Origin of the sequence: Vibrio sp. 10N.237.312.B06 (genome assembly GCF_041464685.1) — a bacterium.
In the GTDB taxonomy this organism is placed as follows: domain Bacteria; phylum Pseudomonadota; class Gammaproteobacteria; order Enterobacterales; family Vibrionaceae; genus Vibrio; species Vibrio tasmaniensis_A.
This window is the reverse complement of record NZ_JBFSPI010000003.1, coordinates 38,997-59,708: the sequence shown is the minus strand read 5'-3', so window position 1 is coordinate 59,708 and position 20,712 is coordinate 38,997. Positions and strand designations below refer to the sequence as shown.

Annotated in this window: 13 protein-coding genes; 9 read left to right on the top strand and 4 right to left on the bottom strand. The window is 43.7% G+C overall.

The annotated features are described in order from the left end of the window. Positions 1-80: 80 nt before the first annotated feature. Positions 81-905, bottom strand: coding sequence for an AraC family transcriptional regulator (locus tag AB6C75_RS01385; RefSeq protein ID WP_012600035.1), 825 nt, complete (start codon positions 903-905; stop codon positions 81-83). Positions 906-1,403: 498 nt separating this feature from the next. On the opposite strand from AB6C75_RS01385, the gene AB6C75_RS01380 reads away from it, so the two are divergent. The 3 genes from AB6C75_RS01380 to AB6C75_RS01370 all read left to right on the top strand — a co-directional run bounded on the left by AB6C75_RS01380 (position 1,404) and on the right by AB6C75_RS01370 (position 5,660). After that, a complete protein-coding gene (locus AB6C75_RS01380) occupies positions 1,404-2,513 on the top strand; it encodes a PEGA domain-containing protein (protein ID WP_009846003.1) in 1,110 nt (369 codons plus the stop codon). A 158-nt stretch (positions 2,514-2,671) separates the two neighbouring features. Beyond that, a complete protein-coding gene (locus tag AB6C75_RS01375) occupies positions 2,672-4,501 on the top strand; it encodes an SUMF1/EgtB/PvdO family nonheme iron enzyme (protein WP_372106519.1) in 1,830 nt (609 codons plus the stop codon). Positions 4,502-4,877: 376 nt separating this feature from the next. Then, positions 4,878-5,660: a PAS domain-containing protein gene (locus tag AB6C75_RS01370; protein ID WP_372106517.1), complete on the top strand. Its 783-nt coding sequence runs from the start codon at positions 4,878-4,880 to the stop codon at positions 5,658-5,660. 120 nt (positions 5,661-5,780) lie between these two features. Here AB6C75_RS01370 and pdxH read toward each other — a convergent pair whose 3' ends face one another. After that, positions 5,781-6,416: a pyridoxamine 5'-phosphate oxidase gene (gene pdxH / locus AB6C75_RS01365; protein ID WP_009846006.1), complete on the bottom strand. Its 636-nt coding sequence runs from the start codon at positions 6,414-6,416 to the stop codon at positions 5,781-5,783. 190 nt (positions 6,417-6,606) lie between these two features. Here pdxH and AB6C75_RS01360 point away from each other — a divergent pair, with 190 nt between their 5' ends. The 6 genes from AB6C75_RS01360 (at position 6,607) to AB6C75_RS01335 (ending at position 16,190) form a co-directional block, all read left to right on the top strand. After that, positions 6,607-8,505, top strand: coding sequence for an ATP-binding protein (locus AB6C75_RS01360; protein WP_372099068.1), 1,899 nt, complete (start codon positions 6,607-6,609; stop codon positions 8,503-8,505). Positions 8,506-8,605: 100 nt separating this feature from the next. After that, positions 8,606-9,910 carry a sigma-54-dependent transcriptional regulator gene (locus tag AB6C75_RS01355; RefSeq protein ID WP_372106577.1) on the top strand — a complete coding sequence of 435 codons (1,305 nt, stop codon included), beginning with the start codon at positions 8,606-8,608 and terminating at the stop codon, positions 9,908-9,910. Positions 9,911-10,022: 112 nt separating this feature from the next. Continuing rightward, positions 10,023-11,414 carry an HlyD family type I secretion periplasmic adaptor subunit gene (locus tag AB6C75_RS01350; RefSeq protein ID WP_017097204.1) on the top strand — a complete coding sequence of 464 codons (1,392 nt, stop codon included), beginning with the start codon at positions 10,023-10,025 and terminating at the stop codon, positions 11,412-11,414. Positions 11,415-11,473: 59 nt separating this feature from the next. Beyond that, the gene (locus AB6C75_RS01345) at positions 11,474-12,142 is read left to right on the top strand and encodes a transglutaminase-like cysteine peptidase (RefSeq protein ID WP_012600028.1); all 669 of its coding nucleotides are present in this window, start codon (positions 11,474-11,476) and stop codon (positions 12,140-12,142) included. A 5-nt stretch (positions 12,143-12,147) separates the two neighbouring features. Beyond that, positions 12,148-14,058 (top strand): LapD/MoxY N-terminal periplasmic domain-containing protein, encoded by a 1,911-nt coding sequence (locus AB6C75_RS01340; RefSeq protein WP_372106513.1) that lies wholly within the window; start codon positions 12,148-12,150, stop codon positions 14,056-14,058. Positions 14,059-14,075: 17 nt separating this feature from the next. Then, the gene (locus tag AB6C75_RS01335; protein WP_009846012.1) at positions 14,076-16,190 is read left to right on the top strand and encodes a type I secretion system permease/ATPase; all 2,115 of its coding nucleotides are present in this window, start codon (positions 14,076-14,078) and stop codon (positions 16,188-16,190) included. Positions 16,191-16,338: 148 nt separating this feature from the next. Here the strand turns inward: AB6C75_RS01335 and AB6C75_RS01330 are convergent, their stop codons facing one another. Beyond that, a complete protein-coding gene (locus tag AB6C75_RS01330) occupies positions 16,339-18,009 on the bottom strand; it encodes a FapA family protein (protein WP_065679142.1) in 1,671 nt (556 codons plus the stop codon). Positions 18,010-18,539: 530 nt separating this feature from the next. Beyond that, positions 18,540-20,672: a GNAT family N-acetyltransferase gene (locus AB6C75_RS01325; protein WP_372106511.1), complete on the bottom strand. Its 2,133-nt coding sequence runs from the start codon at positions 20,670-20,672 to the stop codon at positions 18,540-18,542. Positions 20,673-20,712: the final 40 nt, after the last annotated feature.

Genomic DNA, 20,712 nt, shown 5'->3' with positions numbered 1-20,712 from the left:
TTTGCTAAAAACTCGCTTTATTAACAAAACAAACACAAGGTCACATATGAAACTTTAAAATAACATGCCGTTTTGTTTCACTATTTAACAGAAATTTTCTTTTTGTATTGAGATGGTGACATGCCTTGAAGGCGTGAAAAGGTGTGAGTAAAGGAAGATTGACCGGAGAAACCAGCCAGTTCAGCGACCTGACCAAGGCTGAGGTTACCTTGTTCGATTAAACGACGAGATCGGTCGATACGCTTGCCTAACACGTACTGATGCGGGGTAATGCCCATTTGATCTTTGAATAGCATGTGGAACTGGCTTTCACCCAGAAACACACTGCCTGCAAGCTGCGCGACGGAGATCTTATTTGCTAAATGCTGTTCTATGTAGCGATCCAACGCTTCAAGATCAAAGCGTGAATCTTTGATTGAGGTTTCAAATGCCGAGATGTGTCTTTGCATCAGCGCGATCACCGTATCATTACAGGCTCGGCTTAGTAGAAGATCATTAGGGCTGGCCTGCATTTCTTGCACCAACATATGGATAAGCTTTTGAATTTGCGCGTCTAATTGGAAGTAGACGTTCGATGATTCTAACTGATTGATCTTCTCTAGCATCAGAGGGTCATCATCCGTTGGCACTGGCATATTGAGTACTAGGATGTCCGACTGGCCAACCACACCACCGAAAGCATGATCAGAGCTCGCCGTTACCACACAACCTTGACCTGGGCCGACAAGATTACCTTTACCGCTCACTTCAAATTCAGCCTGACCTTTTAAACCAATCACCACCTGCGAATAATGATGATCGTGACAGTCCATATGCGAAGGCAAAGTTATGATTTCCGCTGGTCGGGGGCCTGTAAGCCCTAGCGGAGACAAGTCTAGGTTTGGAAAGGGTAAAGGTTTTGGCATGACAGCAAAGTACTTAGGTCGACATGATAAGAATAATACTCTGAAATCTGCAGAAGATGAATTTGTAAATGATCATGAGAGTTGTTTTCTCTTCTTCAAAGAAAGATCATTATTGATAACCACGTGATCATGCCTCCGGAAGTATGATCAAGTGAGCCCAAACTACGGGCTTTGTAAAGTCAACCTTCCAATCTTTAGGCCACTCTTGCTTGTTCCAAGAGCAAATAAATCTGAACACCAAAAGTCAAAGCAAGTCACAAATGGAAACCAAATGACTACACCATAACGACAATATTTTCTTATATAGCTCAATTATTTCGGTGTAAATATGTAAAAAGTGTATCCGAAGTACCGAAACTTAGCTTTTGAGTAGATTGGAGGGCAATAAAACGGTATAAAGACGGGTACTGTGTTAATTGCTAATAACTAGTGACTGACAACTAGGAAGTAGACACTTTATTAACGAGCCAATTTTAAATATACAAGTTGCAGGGACCTATGACTAACTTTCGAATTTCAGCGCTTTTACTTGCGCTATCCCCACTTTGGGTATCTGCATCGTTATCAGCTGAAGAACTGAATCAAGTCGATCCCGTTTCAGCTATCGATGCAAAGCTAACAGAGAAAAACTCAGATATTGAGCGTATTTCAGCGACCAAAGTATCGGCAACTGAGACCTTAAAACAACTTCAAAACCAGAACAGTAAGTTGTTACGTGAAGGTGAAGAGTTAAAGGCAAAACGTAACCGAGCTAAATCTGTACTCGACAAACAATACAGTCGCTTACTTGACGATCCAGAAACGGATCTGGTTTCTTTTCAGAAAGGATACCAAGATGCTTGGGCTGCGGTTAAAGAGAATCAATCGTCTCAGCTAGATAATCAGCAAGCGATGAATGAGAACGAAATTTACCTTTCTCAAATTAAGCAAAAGCAAGCTCGTTTGAATAATGAGCTGGCTAACTTGAAAGAATCAAAAGTTGAAGCTCGCGTTAAACGTATTGCAACAGAACTTCGTGAAAGTGCCGTTCTTGAAACGAGCTACACCACCACATGTTCATCAACAATGACACTGGGTGAGTGTATTGCTCAAGGTAAACACCTGACGAAGCAGAAAGCAGTACAAAACTTCAAGAGCAAATTACTTGAACAGCTCACAGAAAGCACGCTAGCGAAGCAAAACTTACAAGGTGTTCAATTGAACATTCATGTTCAAGACAGCCAAGCAATCAAGAGCGGTTTCTCTGGAAACAACTCTTACTTTGTGCAGATGCAAGCTCAACTTCAAGCAAAACCGGAAGCGATTGCAGCATGTAACTTATTGAACGTTTCAACTCGCTACTGTTTAACGGACAGCGACGTTAAGGTTACAAAGAAGAGCGACAAGCAGTGGGCAAACGTGATGGTACGTTCTGATCAGTACAATGACTCAGTCACTATCAACGGCATTAAATACGGCAGCACACCCCTAGAGGTTTCGCTACCGAGCGGTCGTCACCAAGTAACCATTTCAAAAGAAGGTTACGAGTCATACAACCGCACAGTGACTATTAACGGCAGCGATACTATTTGGGTGAAACTCCTTCCTAGTAAAGAAAATGAAATCTAAATATATAAAGCTAAGCCTGATATAAATAGCCGTGCCTATTTCACAAAGCTGAATGAATACTCGCCATCTTGTTTGTAGTTATAGAAAGTAGCTTCAAACGAAATGGCGTTTTCGTTAGAATATTCAATTAACCTAAATTACGACTGAAGTAGCCCAACATGCGCCAAGGTTTTCCTACTCTATTATTTGCACTTGCTCCATGCTTAATGACGCCTGCTGTTTTCGCTGAAGCGACATCTCCAGCAATCACGTCATCAGTCATCGACATTGAAAGCTCTCTTTTCGAAGAACATGCCAGTTTAACGGCTATCGAGAAGAAGATGGCGGACAAACAAAATCAAGTCGACAACCAAGCAGAGCAAATGGCACGTCAAGCCAAGTTATTAGCTCAATCAGAGCAAAAACTCGCAACGGCGAAAACTAGCCTAGAGCAAGATTACACTCGCATGATTGATGAGCCAGATTTCGATATCTCACCAGCTCAAAATCGCTTTCAAGATGCCTGGAAATCGGTAAAAGAGCACAAGCTTACGATTTCGGATTCAGAGCAAAAGCTTCAAAGCTTAGTGATGGAACTAGAGGCCATCAAAGCCGAAAAATCGGCTGTAGAAATGTCTATCGCCCATTTGAATCAAGACAAACTAAGAGCAAGGGCTGAGAGATTAAGAAGCGAGGTCACTCAAACACAAGAACATACCGTTAGCTTTACCAACCGCTGTAGCAGCGACATGACGTTAGCTCAATGTTCAGACCAAACGGTGGCTTTGACACTTCAAAAAGCAGTAAAACAATTTCAAAATAGCCTTGTATCCAACGCGACAGAATCAAAAATTGTAAAAGAACACCTAGCGTCTGCATCTTTGAATATTCACGTTCTACAACACAGCGTGAAATCATCTGGCTTCTCCGAAGATAACCGTTACCGAGCCGTGATTACCGCGAATTTAGAAACTCGTCCAGATAAGAACACCCCTTGCCGCCTACTTGGCATTCAATCCTCAAACTGTTTCGATCAGAGCGATCTGCAAGCCGATGATCAGCAGAAAGAAGTTGCATGGGTTAACTTGGTGGTTCGTTCAAATCAATATAATGACAAGGTTTCTATCAATGGTGTGAACTATGGCAGCACTCCGGTTGAAGTGATGTTACCTACAGGGCAGCACATGGTTACGATTGAGAAAGAAGGTTATCTTTCTTTCCACCAAGAGCTGAAAATAGCCCGAGATCACAATCTAAGAGCAGTATTACAAGCGAAGCAGAACTCACTGAATGTGGGGACTAAGTTTGCTGACCCAATGGGCAATGGTGCTCAAAGTCCAGAAATGATTGTGGTTGGATCTGGGACTTACCTACTCGGTGAAAATAACGCTGAGCAAGTCACGATCAAACACCCATTTGCATTAGCGGCAACCCCAACTCGTGTTCAAGATTTTAAAGCATTTGTGAAAAATACGGGGTATCAGACAGACGCAGAGCTGATGAACACTTGTGATACCTTCGTGAATGCAGAAATCACGACTGTGTCAGACAATGACTGGAAAGCTCCTGGTTTCAAGCAAGTCGATAACTCTCCCGTTGTATGCGTCAGCCAAAGCGATGCGAAAGCGTACACACGTTGGTTATCTAAAAAAACAGGCTTTACTTACCGTCTACCAACACAACAAGAGTGGGAAGCGGCGGCAAGAGCAGGTCAAGATACCAGCTTCTGGTGGGGCAACAAATTCCGTTCAGGTAGAGCGAATACTGGTTGGTCTGGTACACAGTGGTCAAACGTCAGTACTTCTCCTGTTAAATCATTCTTGCCAACGCCAACGGGTTTTTACGACATGGTAGGTAACGTTTGGGAATGGACTGCAACCCAAAAAGGCATCGCTAAGGGGGGCGCGTGGAGCTTCTCTCCTGAAGAGGCAAAAGTGTTTGCTGAACTGTACGTTTCACCTTCTACTGCCGCTAACTACTTAGGATTCCGAGTATTACGAGAGCTATAAGCTCTTGGTATTACTCAAAGCCCTCAAATATTTACCTTAGATTCTCCTAGTATCAGGTTGAGTCAGTGTTTATAGGGGAATTCCCTCCTTATATTCGATCTCGCCTAGGAGTAAATTCGTCGATAGAGTAGTAAGTCACTCTGGGTATCTAACTGATACCTCAGCTTAATTTACATGACCCTCGTAAATTAAACTGGAAATCTTCTACGTGTCGACAAGGTATATCTTGTCTTTGGCCAGCCCTTCTTCAGGCTGGCTTTTTTTAGCTTCTTTCTCATCCTTTTTGTTCAGCCACCGATCAATAAAAGCGCACTTAAACAGCACACCGTTCAACTATTGATCACACTCCATTTTTGATGCATAACTCGACTTCTAATTGTCATTGCAGCGCTATAAGAAACTGATATCATTGCAATACTTCCTCTTACGAGATAAAGCCTTGCCGGATCCCCTCAACTCCATACATCGTTCTTTATTTGAACAACTTCCAGGTTGCTGGGGTTGCAAAGATACTGACTCTGTCTTCGTGTATGCCAACCTTGCTTACAACCAATTGATTGGCTTAAAACCCAACGAAACTTGTACGGGCTTAACCGATTTCGATATGCCTAGTCAAACAACCGAATGTGCGCAGGATTTCAGGGCTCAAGACAGGCATGTAATGGATACACGCAGTACTCTTAAAATCCTCGATATTCACCCTTATCCAGACGGACGCTGGCACGCCCATATTTTTACTAAAACCCCTTGGCTTGATGGGAATGGCGAAGTTCAAGGCACCATTTTTTATGGTCAAGAACTCACCGACACAGCCATCTTAGAGGTAGGCCATTGGGTGTGTCAGGCGACTTGCAAAAAAGACAATCAAGTGTCCATTGCAGGATCAAAGCCACGCATATCAAAGCTCAAAAAGCGACTGACTTCGCGAGAATCAGAAGTGCTGTTCTTGCTGCTATTCGGCAAGAAACCACAGTACATCGCGTCTACGTTGAACATTTCAATCAAAACGGTCGAAGGGCATGTCGCCAGGTTGAAACAGAAATTTGATGCGCGCAGTAAAAGCCAGTTGATTGAGTATGCGTTGGACTCGGGGCTAGGCTCTATGATCCCAGAAACCCTGCTTAAAAAGCAGATCTCCGTTGTTCTGCACAGTGATTAGATATTGGTTTGATGAGATGCAGACAAAAAAATACCGTTGATACGTCTAATCAACGGTATTTTTGGATCAGTTAAGCAGTTAAGCAGTTAAGCAGTTAAGCAGTTAAGCAGTTAAGCAAAATTAAGGCGCTAGGCGGTCGATATCCCAACGGCTATCTTGGCGTGAGAACAAGAAGCGATCATGCAAGCGGTGCTCTCCACCCTGCCAAAACTCAATGCTATCCACGCGAACTCGGAAGCCACCCCAGAAAGAAGGCACCGGAATCTCTCCTTTCGCGAACTTCTGTTTAAGCTCTAGATACTTACCTTCTAAAATGCCACGAGCTGAGATACGGCTACTCTGCTTACTTGCAATTGCGGCCAATTGGCTCTCTTTTGGTCGTGACGAGAAGTACTTCATATTTTCCATTGCTGTCAGTTTTTCAGCCGTGCCTGTAATATGAACTTGTCGCTCAAGAGGGTGCCAAGGGAAATGCAAACTGATTTTGCTATTGTGCTCTAGCTGATGCGCTTTACGGCTACCTAAATTGGTGTAAAAAACGAAGCCGTCTTTATCAACATTCTTTAGCAGAACAATTCGCTGGAATGGCTGACCATTTTCATCAACCGTAGCAACTGTCATGGCAGTAGGGTCCGTCAACTTAGCTTCAATAGCTTGCTCTAGCCATAGATTGAATTGCTCAATCGGGTCTGCGGCTAAGTCTTTACGTCTCAATCCACCCTTAGCGTATTCGCGACGAATATCGGTCAGTTCCATTTGGTTGCTCCTTTCAATTTTTTTTGATTCTGCGCTGTAATCCTTTGAAACACAAGTCTAAGCCATGGTTTTGTCTCACAGAAGGTGCTCTGTGTTAACAAGATCTCGGTACTCTATCCATCATATTGATAATCTTTATACAAACCGATGACATGCTGAGATCCTAGTGACTAAGATACTGCTTAACATAATGACTCCCTTCGTTTTATTCTCATTGTTATTGGGGGCTATTGGGCTGAGCGCAACTCATTTTTTGGCAGTACAATTTCAAGAAAAAGTGGTCACTCAAAAGCTCAACGAAGCAGCCAATAAAGCGAACCTACAAATCGACTCTGAACTGGATAAATTCAAACAGATCCCTGATTTGCTCAGCCATGACCCACGTCTGCTCTCTTATTTTGACTCATCACCACAAACAGACAAGATTTCCGCTGCGCAGCTCAATCAATTGCTATTTGAATGGTCTAATCAAAGCCAAGCTGACACCATCTATATTCATGACCCGAGCGGTACTGTGGTCGCTTCCAGTAATTACCAGAAGCTCGGTACTTTCGTGGGTGAGAACTTCTCGTTTCGTCCTTATTTTGCGTCCGCGATTGAAGGTAACAGCACACACTATGTCGCACTGGGGGCTCGCTCCAACGTACGCGGTTACTTTTTGTCTTCGCCCCTGTATATAGAAAATGACATTGTTGGGGTTATCACCGTTAAAGTGAGTCTAGAGAACCTTGAAAACATCCTAACCAGCGATGATTTTGAGATTGTGGTACTCGACTCTAACCAAGTGGTTTTTCTCTCCAGCCAAACTCAGTGGCTTTATCACTCGTTGTTGCCGTTAAGCCAGAAGCAACAAACCGATATCGCCCTGCAACGCCAATACGGTCAAAGCGAAATTTCGATCATAGAAGCTTTTCGCTCTTCCAACTATCAACCACAAGTTAACGACGCTAATCAGCCCAACAACATTCAACCAAATCGAGTACAAAAAGAACTTACGGCAAACCGATTGTTTAAACTTGGGCCGTTCAATCTTTACCCCGCCACCTTCAGTAACAATCAGTACCAAGTTGTCGCATTAAAAAAGGCCAAAGCAGAGCTTATTAAAGTGCTGCAGATCGATGTCATCTTCGTGGTGATTTACAGCTTGGTGATGCTCATCGCGTGGTCGTGGCGACAGACTTACGTCGCGAAAGTGGCGCTAACCCGGCTCAACCAAAACCTAGAACAAACCGTTGATAAACGTACTCACTATTTGAAGAAATCCAATCAACAACTTCAGCAAACCATTTTTCAATACCAAGCATCACAGTTAAAGCTGAAGCAGACAGAACAAGAGCTGACCCAAACAGCAAAATTAGCGGTACTCGGAGAGCTGTCAGCCAGCATTAACCACGAAATCAACCAACCGCTTGCAGCACTTCGAACTTATAGCGAGAACAGCTTAAAGCTGCTAGAAATGGAACGGACAGATTTAGTGAAGAGCAATCTTGAGAAAATGATTGGCCTCAACAACACCATTACCGACATCATAGCGCGACTCAAAGTCTTTACTCGCAAGGTCACTAAACAAGAACATCATGTCGCGAACCTGCACCAAGCGGTCAACAACGCCACCAGTATTCTCAGTGCGCTGATGATCAAGCAAGGCATTACACTAAGACTAAGCACGGTGCCAAATCACATTAATATTGCAATTCATCCAACCGAACTCGAGCAAGTACTGGTGAATCTAATTCACAACGCGACCCAAGCGCTTCAACAACAAGTTCTTGAACAGAAAATCTTGCAGGAACAACAAAACCTGGAAAACGTTGATCAACCGGCCAGCCCACAGATAGGCATCGAATGGCAACTGCATCATAACTCTTGTCAGCTGATCATTTGGGACAACGGAATTGGCATGCCGGACGATAAGCTAGAACAGCTGTTCAACCCGTTTTTTACCACTAAACCGGAAGGCTTAGGGCTAGGGCTTTCAATATCGAAACGGATTATTGAAGCTTATCACGGCACGATCAGCGCCAACCGATTAGAGCCTTCAGGCATGGTATTCTCGCTAAACATCCCGTTATATAACGATAAGGGCTAACGTGCCGTTGTTATCGTTGATTAGAAAATGAATTTTACATACTGCTAATTTCACACATAGCTAACCTCACATACTGTTAAGGATTCGACTTTTGCACCCTCTGCCTAAACTCTATTTTGTCGATGATGAACCCGCCATTCGAGACTCCGTAGAACAAGCCATGCTCATTGAAGGCATCGATATTACCTGCTTCCCCAATGCCATTGAGGCACTAAAGAGAATAGATGTGACGCAAGCTGGGATTGTCATTACCGATATTCACATGCCAGTGATGGATGGTATTCAATTGACACAAAAGCTGCTGAATCAAAACCCTCATTTTCAGATCATCGTACTGACAGGCCATGGGGACGTGCAAACAGCCGTATCCGCAATGAAAGCTGGCGCTTATGATTTTTTGGAAAAACCGTTTGTGGTCGATGCCCTGCTGACCGCAGTAAAAAAAGCATCGGATAAGCTGGCACTGGTTGAAGAGAATAATCTATTACGTAAAGAGTTGGCGGTACAGAATCAGGTGGGTCCAAAGTTGATTGGTCAATCGCCATCAATGCAGACATTACGCCGAGAACTGATCTCTCTAGATACCAAAACTAACCCACTTCTACTGTTCGTCGGCGATTTAGGAACGGGTAAAAGGGTCACGGCGCAGTACACGCACGATCTTCACAGCCATCAAGCCGCAGAGCTTTGCCCTGTTGCTGCGTTTAATTTGCCACGCAGTGACGAAGCGACATTCCATCAGTTTGTTTTGCAACTGTTCTTGAAACATCAGGGTGGGACACTTTATATCCATGAAACAGAAGCATTAACTCAAGACCAATGGCAGTGGCTAGCGAACCTAAAACCCACTCTACTTCGTGAAAACTCATGCAAGACCAGTGCAACTTGTATCATTTTAGCAACCACAATACTTCCTACTACAATGGTAAGTGAGTTCCGTCGATTTGATTTGCTACCGCTAGCGCAACGAACAGAAGATATTGGTTCTTTGTTTAAACATTTTGCTCGTGGTGCGGCAAGTCGATATCAGTTACCCCCTCCGGTGATTACAGAAAAAGAGGTTCAACGATTGATCGCCACTCACTGGAGTGAAAATATTCGACAGCTTCGCCAACATGCAGAGCTCAGAGTGTTGACTAAACCCAAGCTGACATCGCTTGAATCAGAGCCTAATCATAATCAAGATCAAAGCGATAAGAGCCACATCGTTCTAAAGACTGAAGAGCAACAACTGTCATTAAGCCAACGAACCGATAGCTTTGAGCAAATCATCTTGATAGAGGCACTACATCGTCATCAAGGGCGCTTAAAAGAGGTACAGCAAGAGCTGCAAGTATCGCGAAAAACGCTTTATGACAAGCTGAGAAAACACCAACTTGATAAAACAGATTTCAAAAAACAATAAGAGTTAAAAAATTCATAAATTCAAAGATTTAAAGGAGCAAAGCCTTAACATTTATCAAAAGTAAGAATACACTCACAAAGCTTGCACTTTTATTTAGCGAACAAGGACTGTTATGAGTCAGAAAAATTTCAGCAAATTGAACGAGACCGAACTTGAGTATGTCGATGACAAAACAGCGGCACTGCTCCTCAATACGCCCACCAGTGCGCGTATTATGTTGTGGGTTATCGTTCTGTTTTTTGTCGCTGCTATTGGTTGGTCTGCTTGGGCTGAAATCGACAAAGTGACTGTTGGCCAAGGCAAGGTGATCCCTTCCTCTCAGATTCAGGTGGTGCAAAACCTTGAAGGTGGTTTGGTTAAAGAAATTTTAGTCAAAGAAGGGCAACGAGTTCAAAAAGGGCAACAATTACTATTAATAGATGACACTCGATTCCGCTCTGACTTTCGTGAACGTGAGCAACAAGTTGCGAACTTAACGGCTAATGTACTCATGCTGTCCGCCTCACTGACCAGTGTGGTTATCAATGAAGAATTCTCAGTAAAAGAGTGGAAAAAAAGTGTCTTACTCGATTATGGTAAACTCGCCTTCCCACCACTATTCTACGACCTTCACCCCAAATTGGTTAATCGCCAAAAAGCAGAATATCGTCAAGATCTGAATAACCTGAAGAACCAACTTTCCGTTTTTGATCAACAGGTTGGACAGAAACAACAAGACCTAGTTGAAATAAAAGCGCGTGTTCAGAATTTAAGACAGAGTTACAAGTTTGCCCGCCAAGAGCTGGATATTACCAAGCCTCTTGCTGATGAAGGGGTGGTGCCAAAAATTGAACTGCTCAAGCTGCAAAGACAAGTTAACGACACTCGCCGAGAAATGACCTCTAGCGAACTCAAAATCCCTCTTCTACGTTCAGCAATCAAAGAAGCGATGCTCAGTCGTATCGATGCTGCATTGAACTTCCGATCAGAACAACAAGAGAAGCTAAACCAAGCACAAGATAAGCTCTCTGCAATGACGGAATCAGCGGTTGGCCTTGAAGACAGAGTTAATCGAACTGTAGTAGTTTCTCCAGTAACAGGAACCGTCAAAACGCTTGGTATTAATACCGTAGGCGGTGTTATCCAGCCGGGTATGGACATTGTTGAGATTGTACCAACTGAAGATTCCCTATTAGTTGAGGCGAAAATTGCTCCACAAGATATCGCATTCCTCCGTCCAGAATTGAGCGCTGTGGTTAAATTCAGTGCCTATGACTTTACTAAATATGGTGGTTTAGTGGGTGTGTTAGAACACATCAGTGCTGACACCACTCAAGATGAAGAAGGCAATAGTTTTTACATCGTGCGTGTTCGTACCGAGAAGTACAGCTTTGGGGCTAATGAAGAGCTGCCTATCATTCCTGGTATGACCGCTTCTGTCGATATCATCACCGGCAAAAGAACCGTGCTTGAATATATGTTGAAGCCAATTTTGAGTGCTCAAAACAATGCACTAAAAGAGTAAGGACGGTTAATGCTTGATAACGTCTTCCTACGTGCAGTGAAAAAACAAGAGCAGCAGCAATGAAGTCTCGGTTTTCGTTATTGCTACTGTTCCTTACCTCTTTTACTTCCGGGGCACTGAACAAGAGTGACCAAAGGTGGATCGACGCAGTCTCTGTAACCTACGGAGAAAGAGCAGGGAAGCGAGTGTCGACATGGCGCTCAAATATGACGTCGTACGCAGGGTTAAGTGAAAAAGAGAAACTCGATTCGGTAAATCGGTTCTTCAACCAAATGTACTTTGTCGATGACAGTATACTTTGGGGAAAGAATGACTACTGGGCGACACCGCTGGAATTTTTGGGCAGTAACGCGGGTGACTGTGAAGATTTCACTATCGCAAAATACTTCTCTTTACTTGAACTCGGCGTCCCAGATAAGAAATTACGATTAGTGTATGTAAAAGCACTTGAGTTAAACCAATTCCATATGGTGTTGGCTTACTACTCTACACCCAGTGCAGAACCACTAATTTTAGACAACTTAAACCCTGAAATAAAACGCGGCTCCAAGCGCAGAGATCTACGACCGATATACAGCTTCAATGGTAAAAACCTATGGTTGATCAAGTCGGCGGCAGGCAGCGGTAAGTTATCAGGAAAATCTTCAAGATTGAGCTTATGGAACGACTTACGTTCGCGTGAGCGCTCTCTAAAATTAAACAAACCCATTATCAATTACGATGAGTAGGTACAATGACTTTATATAAACAGCTTGTGGTCGGAATGGTTGCGGTTTTCATATTACTGATGACCTCAGTTTTTATGATCGAATTCAATACCACCCGTGACTACTTAGAAGAGCAGCAACGCTCTGAAGTAAATAATACCATTAATACTGTTGGACTGGCGCTCGCCCCTTACCTCGAAGAAAAGGATCAAGTGGCTGTAGAGTCTGTTATCAACGCACTGTTTGATGGTAGTTCTTACTCTGTCGTACGATTGATTTTTTTAGACACAGGAGATGATATTCTTCGTTCATACCCTGTGAAACCAAGTGGTGTCCCACAATGGTTTACCAACCTGAATTTGTTTAAACCGATTCATGATCGCCGCGTGATTACCAGTGGTTGGATGCAACTTGCTGAAGTTGAGATAGTGAGCCATCCAGGCCCAGCCTATACTCAGCTTTGGGAGGCATTTACACGGCTAGTGACCTTCTTTGGAGCGATTTTCTTACTGGGTTTGATCTCGATTTCATGGATACTCCAACGAGCACTACGTCCGCTGTCATTAATCATAAAAAAAATGGATCAAATCGCCAAAAATCAGTTCGGTGAGCCTCTGGTTCGCCCTAAAACAAAAGACCTCATCTTAGTCGTCGACGGTATTAACCACATGTCGACTCAAGTTGAACTTGCATTTAAGAGCCAAGCACAAGAAGCGCAACGACTTCGTGAACGCGCGTATATCGATCCTGTATCTCAGTTAGGTAACCGTGCTTACTACATGTCTCAACTAACTCAGTGGTTAGAAGAGTCTAGTTTAGGTGGTCTGGCGGTGCTAAAAGCCGAATTTATTAGTGAAGAATATGATGACAAAGGCTATCAAGAAGGCGATGCCTTAGTTCACCAATTAGCTGAACAGCTACAGGCATCTATTTCATCTCCAGATATTACTATCGCTCGTATTTCTAGTGATGAGTTTGGCTTCATTATGCCGAACATTGATGAAAGTGAACTGAAACTCGTCGCGAGCAGCATCGTAAACTGCATTCAAAATCTAGGTTCAGATCCAACAGGTATGGCGAATCCACACATAGCTCTCGGTGTGACGTACAGCAAGAAACGTAAAACCAGTACTGAAATCATGTCTTTGGTCGATAACGCACTGTCTAGCGCGAAAGCGAACCGTGAGCTCGCTTACGGTTACGTAACTGCTGACGACCATGGCGCTGTAATGGGTAAACAGCAATGGCGTATGTTGGTCGAAGAAGCAATCATCAATGACCTAGTAACTTTCCGCTTCCAAGCTGCAAATAATAGTTTTGGCAAAACCTATCACCAAGAAGTGTTCTCTGCGATTGAGAAAGAGGGGGTTCGTTACGGTGCCAACCAATACTTATACGCATTAGAACAGCTTGAAATGAGCCATATCCTCGATCAATACGTTATCGAGAAGGTGATTGATAAGCTGAATGCAAAAGAGCTTACTAGCCCCGTTGCTATCAATATCTCGCCAAGCAGTATTTCTCAGCCAAGCTTCATCCGTTGGATCGGAAAGTCTCTTGAGAAAAATGCGTCAATCGCTCATCTGTTGCATTTTGAAATTCCCGAAAACTGTTTCGTCAATGTTCCTCACTACACGGCACTATTGTGTAACACCATTCGCAACGCTGATGCGGTGTTTGGTGTCGATAACTATGGACGCAACTTCCAATCGCTCGATTACATCAACGAGTACCGCCCTAGCTATGTGAAGCTGGATTACCTATTTACTCATAACCTTGATGACGAAAAACAGAAATTTACGTTAACGTCTATCTCAAGAACGGCTCATAACCTTGGTGTGACGACTATTGCGTCACGAATTGAAACTCAGACTCAGTTAGATATTTTGTCTGATAACTACGTAGAAGTGTTCCAAGGCTTCATTGTTGATAAATAGTTGTAAGGTTATATCGCATGCAAGATCCACTATTAAACTCACTGATCTACGTTAGTCGGTATTACGGGTTAGCCAACTCGCCCGAAGCGTTGATCAATGGGCTACCACTCTCTGATGGAAAGCTAACCCCTTTCCTATTCCCTCGCTCTGCAGAGCGTGCGGGGTTAGTGGCCAAAGAAAACCGTTCCGATCTAGAAAACATCCCTCACTTAATTCTGCCAGCCGTATTGTTACTCAAGCAAGGTGAGGCTTGCGTTCTTAATAGTATCGATATTGAGAAGCAAGAAGCCGAAATCATCACAACGGAAAGTGGGATGATGCCAATCGTCATCCCAATCGAAGAGTTGAAAGAGCAATTCATCGGCCGTTACTTCTTAGTAAAGAAACAATTCCGTTATGATGAACGCTCACCAGAAATTTTAAAAACGCGCGAAGGTCACTGGTTTTGGAGCACAATTTGGCAATCTAAAAAAATCTATCGAGATGTGCTGATCGCATCAATTCTAATCAACCTTTTCGCTATTGCAGCTCCAATGTTTACTCGTTTGGTGTACGACAAAGTGGTGCCAAACCTTGCGTTTGAGACGCTATGGGTACTCGCGAGTGGTATTTTTGTCGTCTTCCTCTTTGACTTGCTTTTAAAGTTAATGCGAAGCTACTTTATTGACGTTGCGGGTAAGAAATCCGATATCCTGATTTCATCTAAGTTGTTCAGTAAGGTGCTCGGGATTCGTATGGAAGCGAAGCCTGCTTCTGTCGGTGCTTTTGCTAAAAACCTGCAAGAATTCGAGTCAATCCGTGAGTTCTTTACTTCGGCAACAATAGGCTCATTAATCGATTTGCCATTCGCTCTTATGTTCCTGGCGTTAATTTGGTTAATGGCTGGCAACCTTGTGTTTGTTCCTGTCGTTGGCGTGGTGATACTGATCATCTATGCGTTGTTAATACAAGGCCCGCTGCGTCGTACCATTGAAGAAGGCTCTCGCCTTGCTTCTCAGAAGTACGCAAACTTAATTGAGAGTTTAGCGGGGCTAGAAACCGTTAAGCTATTCAGCGCTCAAAGCCAGTTCCAATTCCGCTGGGAAGAAGCTGTTGCGCACATGGCAAACTGGAACATCAAAAGTCGTCGTATTACCGATAGCATCCAAAATACAGCAGGCTTTGTTCAACAAAGTACCAATGTGGGGATGATCATTTTTGGTGTGTACCTAATGGCAGAAGGCACTCTTACAATGGGTGGCTTGATTGCCGCTACTATGTTGAGTGGTAGAGCAATTGGTCCTCTTGTCCAATTATCATTGCTTTCTACGCGTTATAACCAAGCGAAGTCATCAATGACCTTGATTGAACAAGTCATGTCGATGCCCAGTGAGCAAGAGGAAGGTAAGCGATACATCCACCGCCCTATTATTCAAGGGCATATCGCGCTTGATAAAGTAACATTCCATTACCCTGATTCGCCAATCGCTTCTATAAGAGACCTGACTCTTAATATTAGTCCAGGTGAAAAGGTCGCGATTATTGGGCGAATTGGTTCAGGTAAAAGCACACTTGAACGCCTGATTATGGGCCTGTACAAGCCCACAGAAGGTCATGTTCGCATTGATGATACCGATATGGAACAACTTCACCATGTCGACGTACGACGCAATATAGGCTGTGTGCCGCAGGACAGTAATCTATTCTATGGCACGGTAAGAGACAACATTACCTTGGGACGCCCGTTGGTTGACGATCGTGATGTCATGGATGCAGCCAACCGTGCAGGTGTTACCGCTTTTACTCAGCAAGATCCCGCAGGCTTAGAACGCCAAGTCGGTGAAGGTGGTGGTTTACTCTCAGGAGGTCAACGTCAGTCGATAGCCATAGCTAGAGCCTTCCTAGGGCGCCCTCCTGTATTGTTGATGGACGAACCTACCAGTGCTATGGATAACCGTTCAGAGATGCACATTAAGCATCAGCTGAGCCAGCTGTTACCTAGTGAGACTTTGATTCTTATCACCCACAAAACGTCGATGTTGGATATCGTGGATAGAGTGATTGTGATGGAGAAAGGCAGCATTATTGCCGACGGACCAAAATCACAAGTTCTGTCAGACTTGAAGCAAGGAAAGGTAAAAGCGGCAAGTTAAAGCGCTCATGTGACTTAAAGAATCGAACTAAGTCAATATCAGCAAAAGCAAAGGGGGAGCATCAGCTCCCCCTTTCTTATTTGGTCTAATGAGCAGAAAACTGCTCGAACCGCTCTATTCAGTATTGGGCAATTTCAGAGTCGCTCAATTACAATGAGATATCTTCTTTCTCCATTTTGAAAGAACATTGAATTTCATATTGATTGAACGAGAAAACACTGCCGCCGTGCGTTCGCTTAGTCGTCACCATCTCATCACCAAACAAAACAGATACACGGGTGTACACTTTCTCGTGCGCCTCTACTGTGCACTCGGCAAGGTTTGTCTCAAATTCAGCTTCGAGTGTATCCAACTGCGATTTAGTCTTCTCTATCGCTTGATTGTTTTTTTCTCGTCGCTGCTCAATCTCCAACGCTTGCTCTTCGCTTCTTTCCGCTTTTGGTCGCTTCTTAAATTCGAGTTCTTGACGGATGACATCCATGGTTTGTTCTTGAGCGTGCTTATAAATCTCCTTCAATTGAGCTATCTTTTTTTGATATCCCTCGAAGCGAGCAAAACCATGAACCTTAGTTGCTGTATCCCCTTCAACGCCTAAGAAAACACATTCCACTTTACCGCCGACTTTAGCTTCACCGCCACTAAGTGTGCCATGCTTCTTAAAGGTATCCATCACAATGAGGTTGTTGCCACAACGAATGTCGTTACTCATGCTATGTAGATTGAGTAGAATGTCATTGCCGGTTTGCAGTTCCGTATTCTGTGCGTAGCTTGCTGTGATAGAGCCTTTGCTAAGTACCTTACAACTTTTTGGCTCATCCTCTTTGGTCGTATGACCAATAATTCCTTTCGCGACTTTTATATCCCCCTGAGCCTGAACTTCTGCAGATTCAATAAAGCCACCAACAGTAATGCTTCCGGTCGCCTTCACTATCATTCCAGGTTCTATATTCCCAGAGACAAACACATTACCTTTGAATTTAACGTGCCCAGTAGATACGTCGACATTGCTAACACATAAGGCGTCATCCACTTCGATACTTCGCTCTTTAATAATGGGCAGACCAGAGGATGAAGAAAGTAATAAATTAGGGTCGTCAGGGGAAATGTGGGTGCCTTTTCCCGGCTTAATCAAACTGTCTTGGCCCGGAAGGGGTGGGATAATTCGACCTTGGACGGTAAAGCCCGCAATACCTTTGGTGGCAGGAGTACGTTTCATTAGCGGGTCATTCTGACCAACGGTAATGGTTTCGCCGAGATCTCGCATATCGATCTTACCGGCGTCTTTACTGCGAGGCTTTAATACTTGATGAGTAATGTCTTCAACCAATGCTGAAAACTTAGCATCTTTACCCTTCACAGCTGGAGAACCTTTGGCAACGGGCTGAGTAAATTTTTCACCCGGCTTTAGCTTGCTACTCATCATTAAGACTTTTCTAAGTGCTAGCTTATTAATTCCTTTCGTTATGTGAGCCTGAGCCAAGCAATGAATGATATCGCTGCCACGTAATGCCTGCCCATTATATGCCCCAGTTACAACAAGACTTGCGAGCATCTCATCATCAGACAGTTCAACCGTAACACTGGAATTACGAACTTCAGCAATCAATATTCCTTGATAAGCTTCTCCCTTACCTTCTTTAGCAAGAGTGACAAAACGCAGTATCTCTTCTTCGAAAATAAAATAGTTTGATGCGTTCAAAGCTTCTAAGGTTGTTGGTAATGTCTTATTGTCAAAGCTTGCGTTGACCACAAACCCAGACGGCAGACATGCCATCACTTGCTTCCTATCTTCCGACAATGTAACGATGCTATCCCACATTCGAATTGTGTACCCATAATAACTCTGTTGTTATGCAGTCTATATAATTCGCTCTGTGCTTAGAATCACTACAGTAGAATAATCAGCGTCACATCACTTACTTTCGATGTTGCAAAGGGACTCATAAATAAGACTGACCGATTCTAATCTCTTCTTCACCTTTACAAAAAAGATTCTTTCACGATTTTTCAAACTATGAATATTGGGTACGAGCATAAGATCGCAATACAGCGACGGATCTTCATCACCAAACGATTCGGGATGAATTGATGTGATAATATGAAATTATACCTTCCAAACAACGGCGATGATTAGATCGGTAGAATTGAGATAGGAAATGAGCGCCATGATGGACATGTTCAACAAATTGAGAAATTGCATAGAGATTGGATAATTGAAATCACATAGGTCATTACATACCGCGGTTCAGTTTACAGTGTAAATCCGGCCTTCTAATTTACACTGTAAATCTAATTAACAGCTCGACATATGCTCTGTCGTTCCAAATTTAGTGACGATCGTTGACCTACTTATTTACAGTGTAAATTTAATAGTAGAGTACCGACATCTTTCCTAAACTGTAGCTCAGCTTGTTTTCGTCCGACTAGATTAAACTGTTCGACACAAGTCCCCCACTCTTTCTGCTGCACGACTTTCGCGATAAGTAAGTCTGGAACAACGAAACCTGTATCGATTATAGCGTCAGATTCAGTTATGTGCGCTTGATGACCATTACTTTGGAGAATCAAATTCAGGACACTGAAACCAATGCTGTCGTAACTATTACCACCATCGACATAATTCCTGAGGAGTTGGATTTCAGACTCTGCCATAGATTCCGCTTGCCTTGGTAATAATGCGCGCACCATATCAACCTCGAGAGAAGCCAAAGAACCAGAAGTGAGAAAACAGAAACTACGTTCAAAGTGACTTATCAGATTGTAGACCCAATTCTGTGCGCTTTTATTAAGTGGCTTAACCATCAATACCGAGTGACAGCCGCTTGCTTGATCGCGCTGGTGGCCAATGTGCACAGGTACAAAATCGTTATCGCGCCAGAATGAAATCAATTCACTGGTAGCGCCAAAGCTCGTTGCTAAGTAATCCGCCTGATTAGTTTGCTTTGACAACTGCCCCAACATCCAACGACCAATCCCCGAACCTTGATGACGTGTTGAAACGGCAATACGCATAACTCGAAGGCAACGACTGAGCGCCGCTTGCGTACAACCCAGTTGGTTTGCGAGTAACACTGGAGCTAGGTGACCTTGAGGTCTTCGTTTTCCAAGTTGAATCTGAGCAATCAGATCGCTATCCAACCCACCTTCTTCAGTTACCAACATACAACCTAAACATTCGTTTTTCTGCCAAGCAGCGTACAAACGGATTGCTGGATTGTTGAGAAACTGCATTAGATCGTTTGGTGACGTTTGATAATGAGCGTCAACAAGAAGAGAAAAGCATTGCTGTAGCGGCTCCGGGTTCGCCAAGCATTCTGCCTTTGATAACTCGACCAAGCTCAGTTGGTTGATTGCCAGATCAGAAAAGCTATCTAACTCATGAATCACCGAGTCACTTAGCGACGCGTCGTTACCAAGCAAGAAGCAATCAAACAACCAACGCTCTAGTGGATCATTGCGATTCCAACGAATGGGCTGATCGAGCTTAAAACCTTTCCACCCCGGGCGATGCTCTGAAAGCCAAGACTCGAACTTAAGTCCAAACCCTCTCCCACTCCCCTCGTATCCGTGAACGGTGGTTGAAAAAACCATACGATGATAAATGCCAACCATAGATTTGAGCATCGGGATTGGAATTGCAGCCGCTTCATCGACTAATAGCAAATCACAATCAGGCTTAGACTTAAGTAATTCATCTGGTGCTACGAATCTTAAACTTCCGCTTTGATAGCAAATGTAAGTTGCGTTGAGCACTTCACAGTCTTCTAGGCTTTGACTCGCGTGGGAAAATACAGGCTCGATTGCTTTCACTGAAGGCGCTGTCACGATGATATTTAATCCATGACGCTCAACCAAAAGCTGAGCAGCGGCAATACCCAATGTAGAGCTTTTACCACGTCCTCGATCTGCCGTGAGAACTAAAGGTCGTTTACGATGCCCAGACACCACTTTTTTAACCAACTCAACAGCCAGATTTTGCTGTTCGAATTTGTCCAAACTGTTTTCAAAGTCTTGCTTGAGAGGAAGTGCTTTAGTCGCTTGAACAACATCGTCTGTTTCGTTGTGTTGTGAAACCGAAATGAGCTTATTGAAATTCTCCTTTAACCAACGTTGGCCAAAGCTCTCGTTATCTTCAGAGTCATCAACTTTTGGCGGCAACACCAACAACAGCCCACCTCCGATTAACGAACCTAGTGCAGCGCTAAAACCATTCGCATCAAACTGCTCTCTAAAATCACAAACAAGAACTTGGCACTCACGACCAAGCAATTGTTGGCCTTTTTTGACTGGAGCATGAATCACACCTTCAAACGGAGTTCCACCAATCTGGAAGATGCTCGGAGTGTACGAATTTTCAAGGAAGGTTAAAACAGCAGAGTTTTGCCAATCAAAGTCGCCATCAAAGACCACACCGTAACGGTGACCATTGTGTTGGGCAATATTAGAAAGTGCATGCAGAAAAGTATTGGTTGGGTTTGTCATAGTTAGCGTCCAGATTCATCTAAACACAGTTTATCACAGC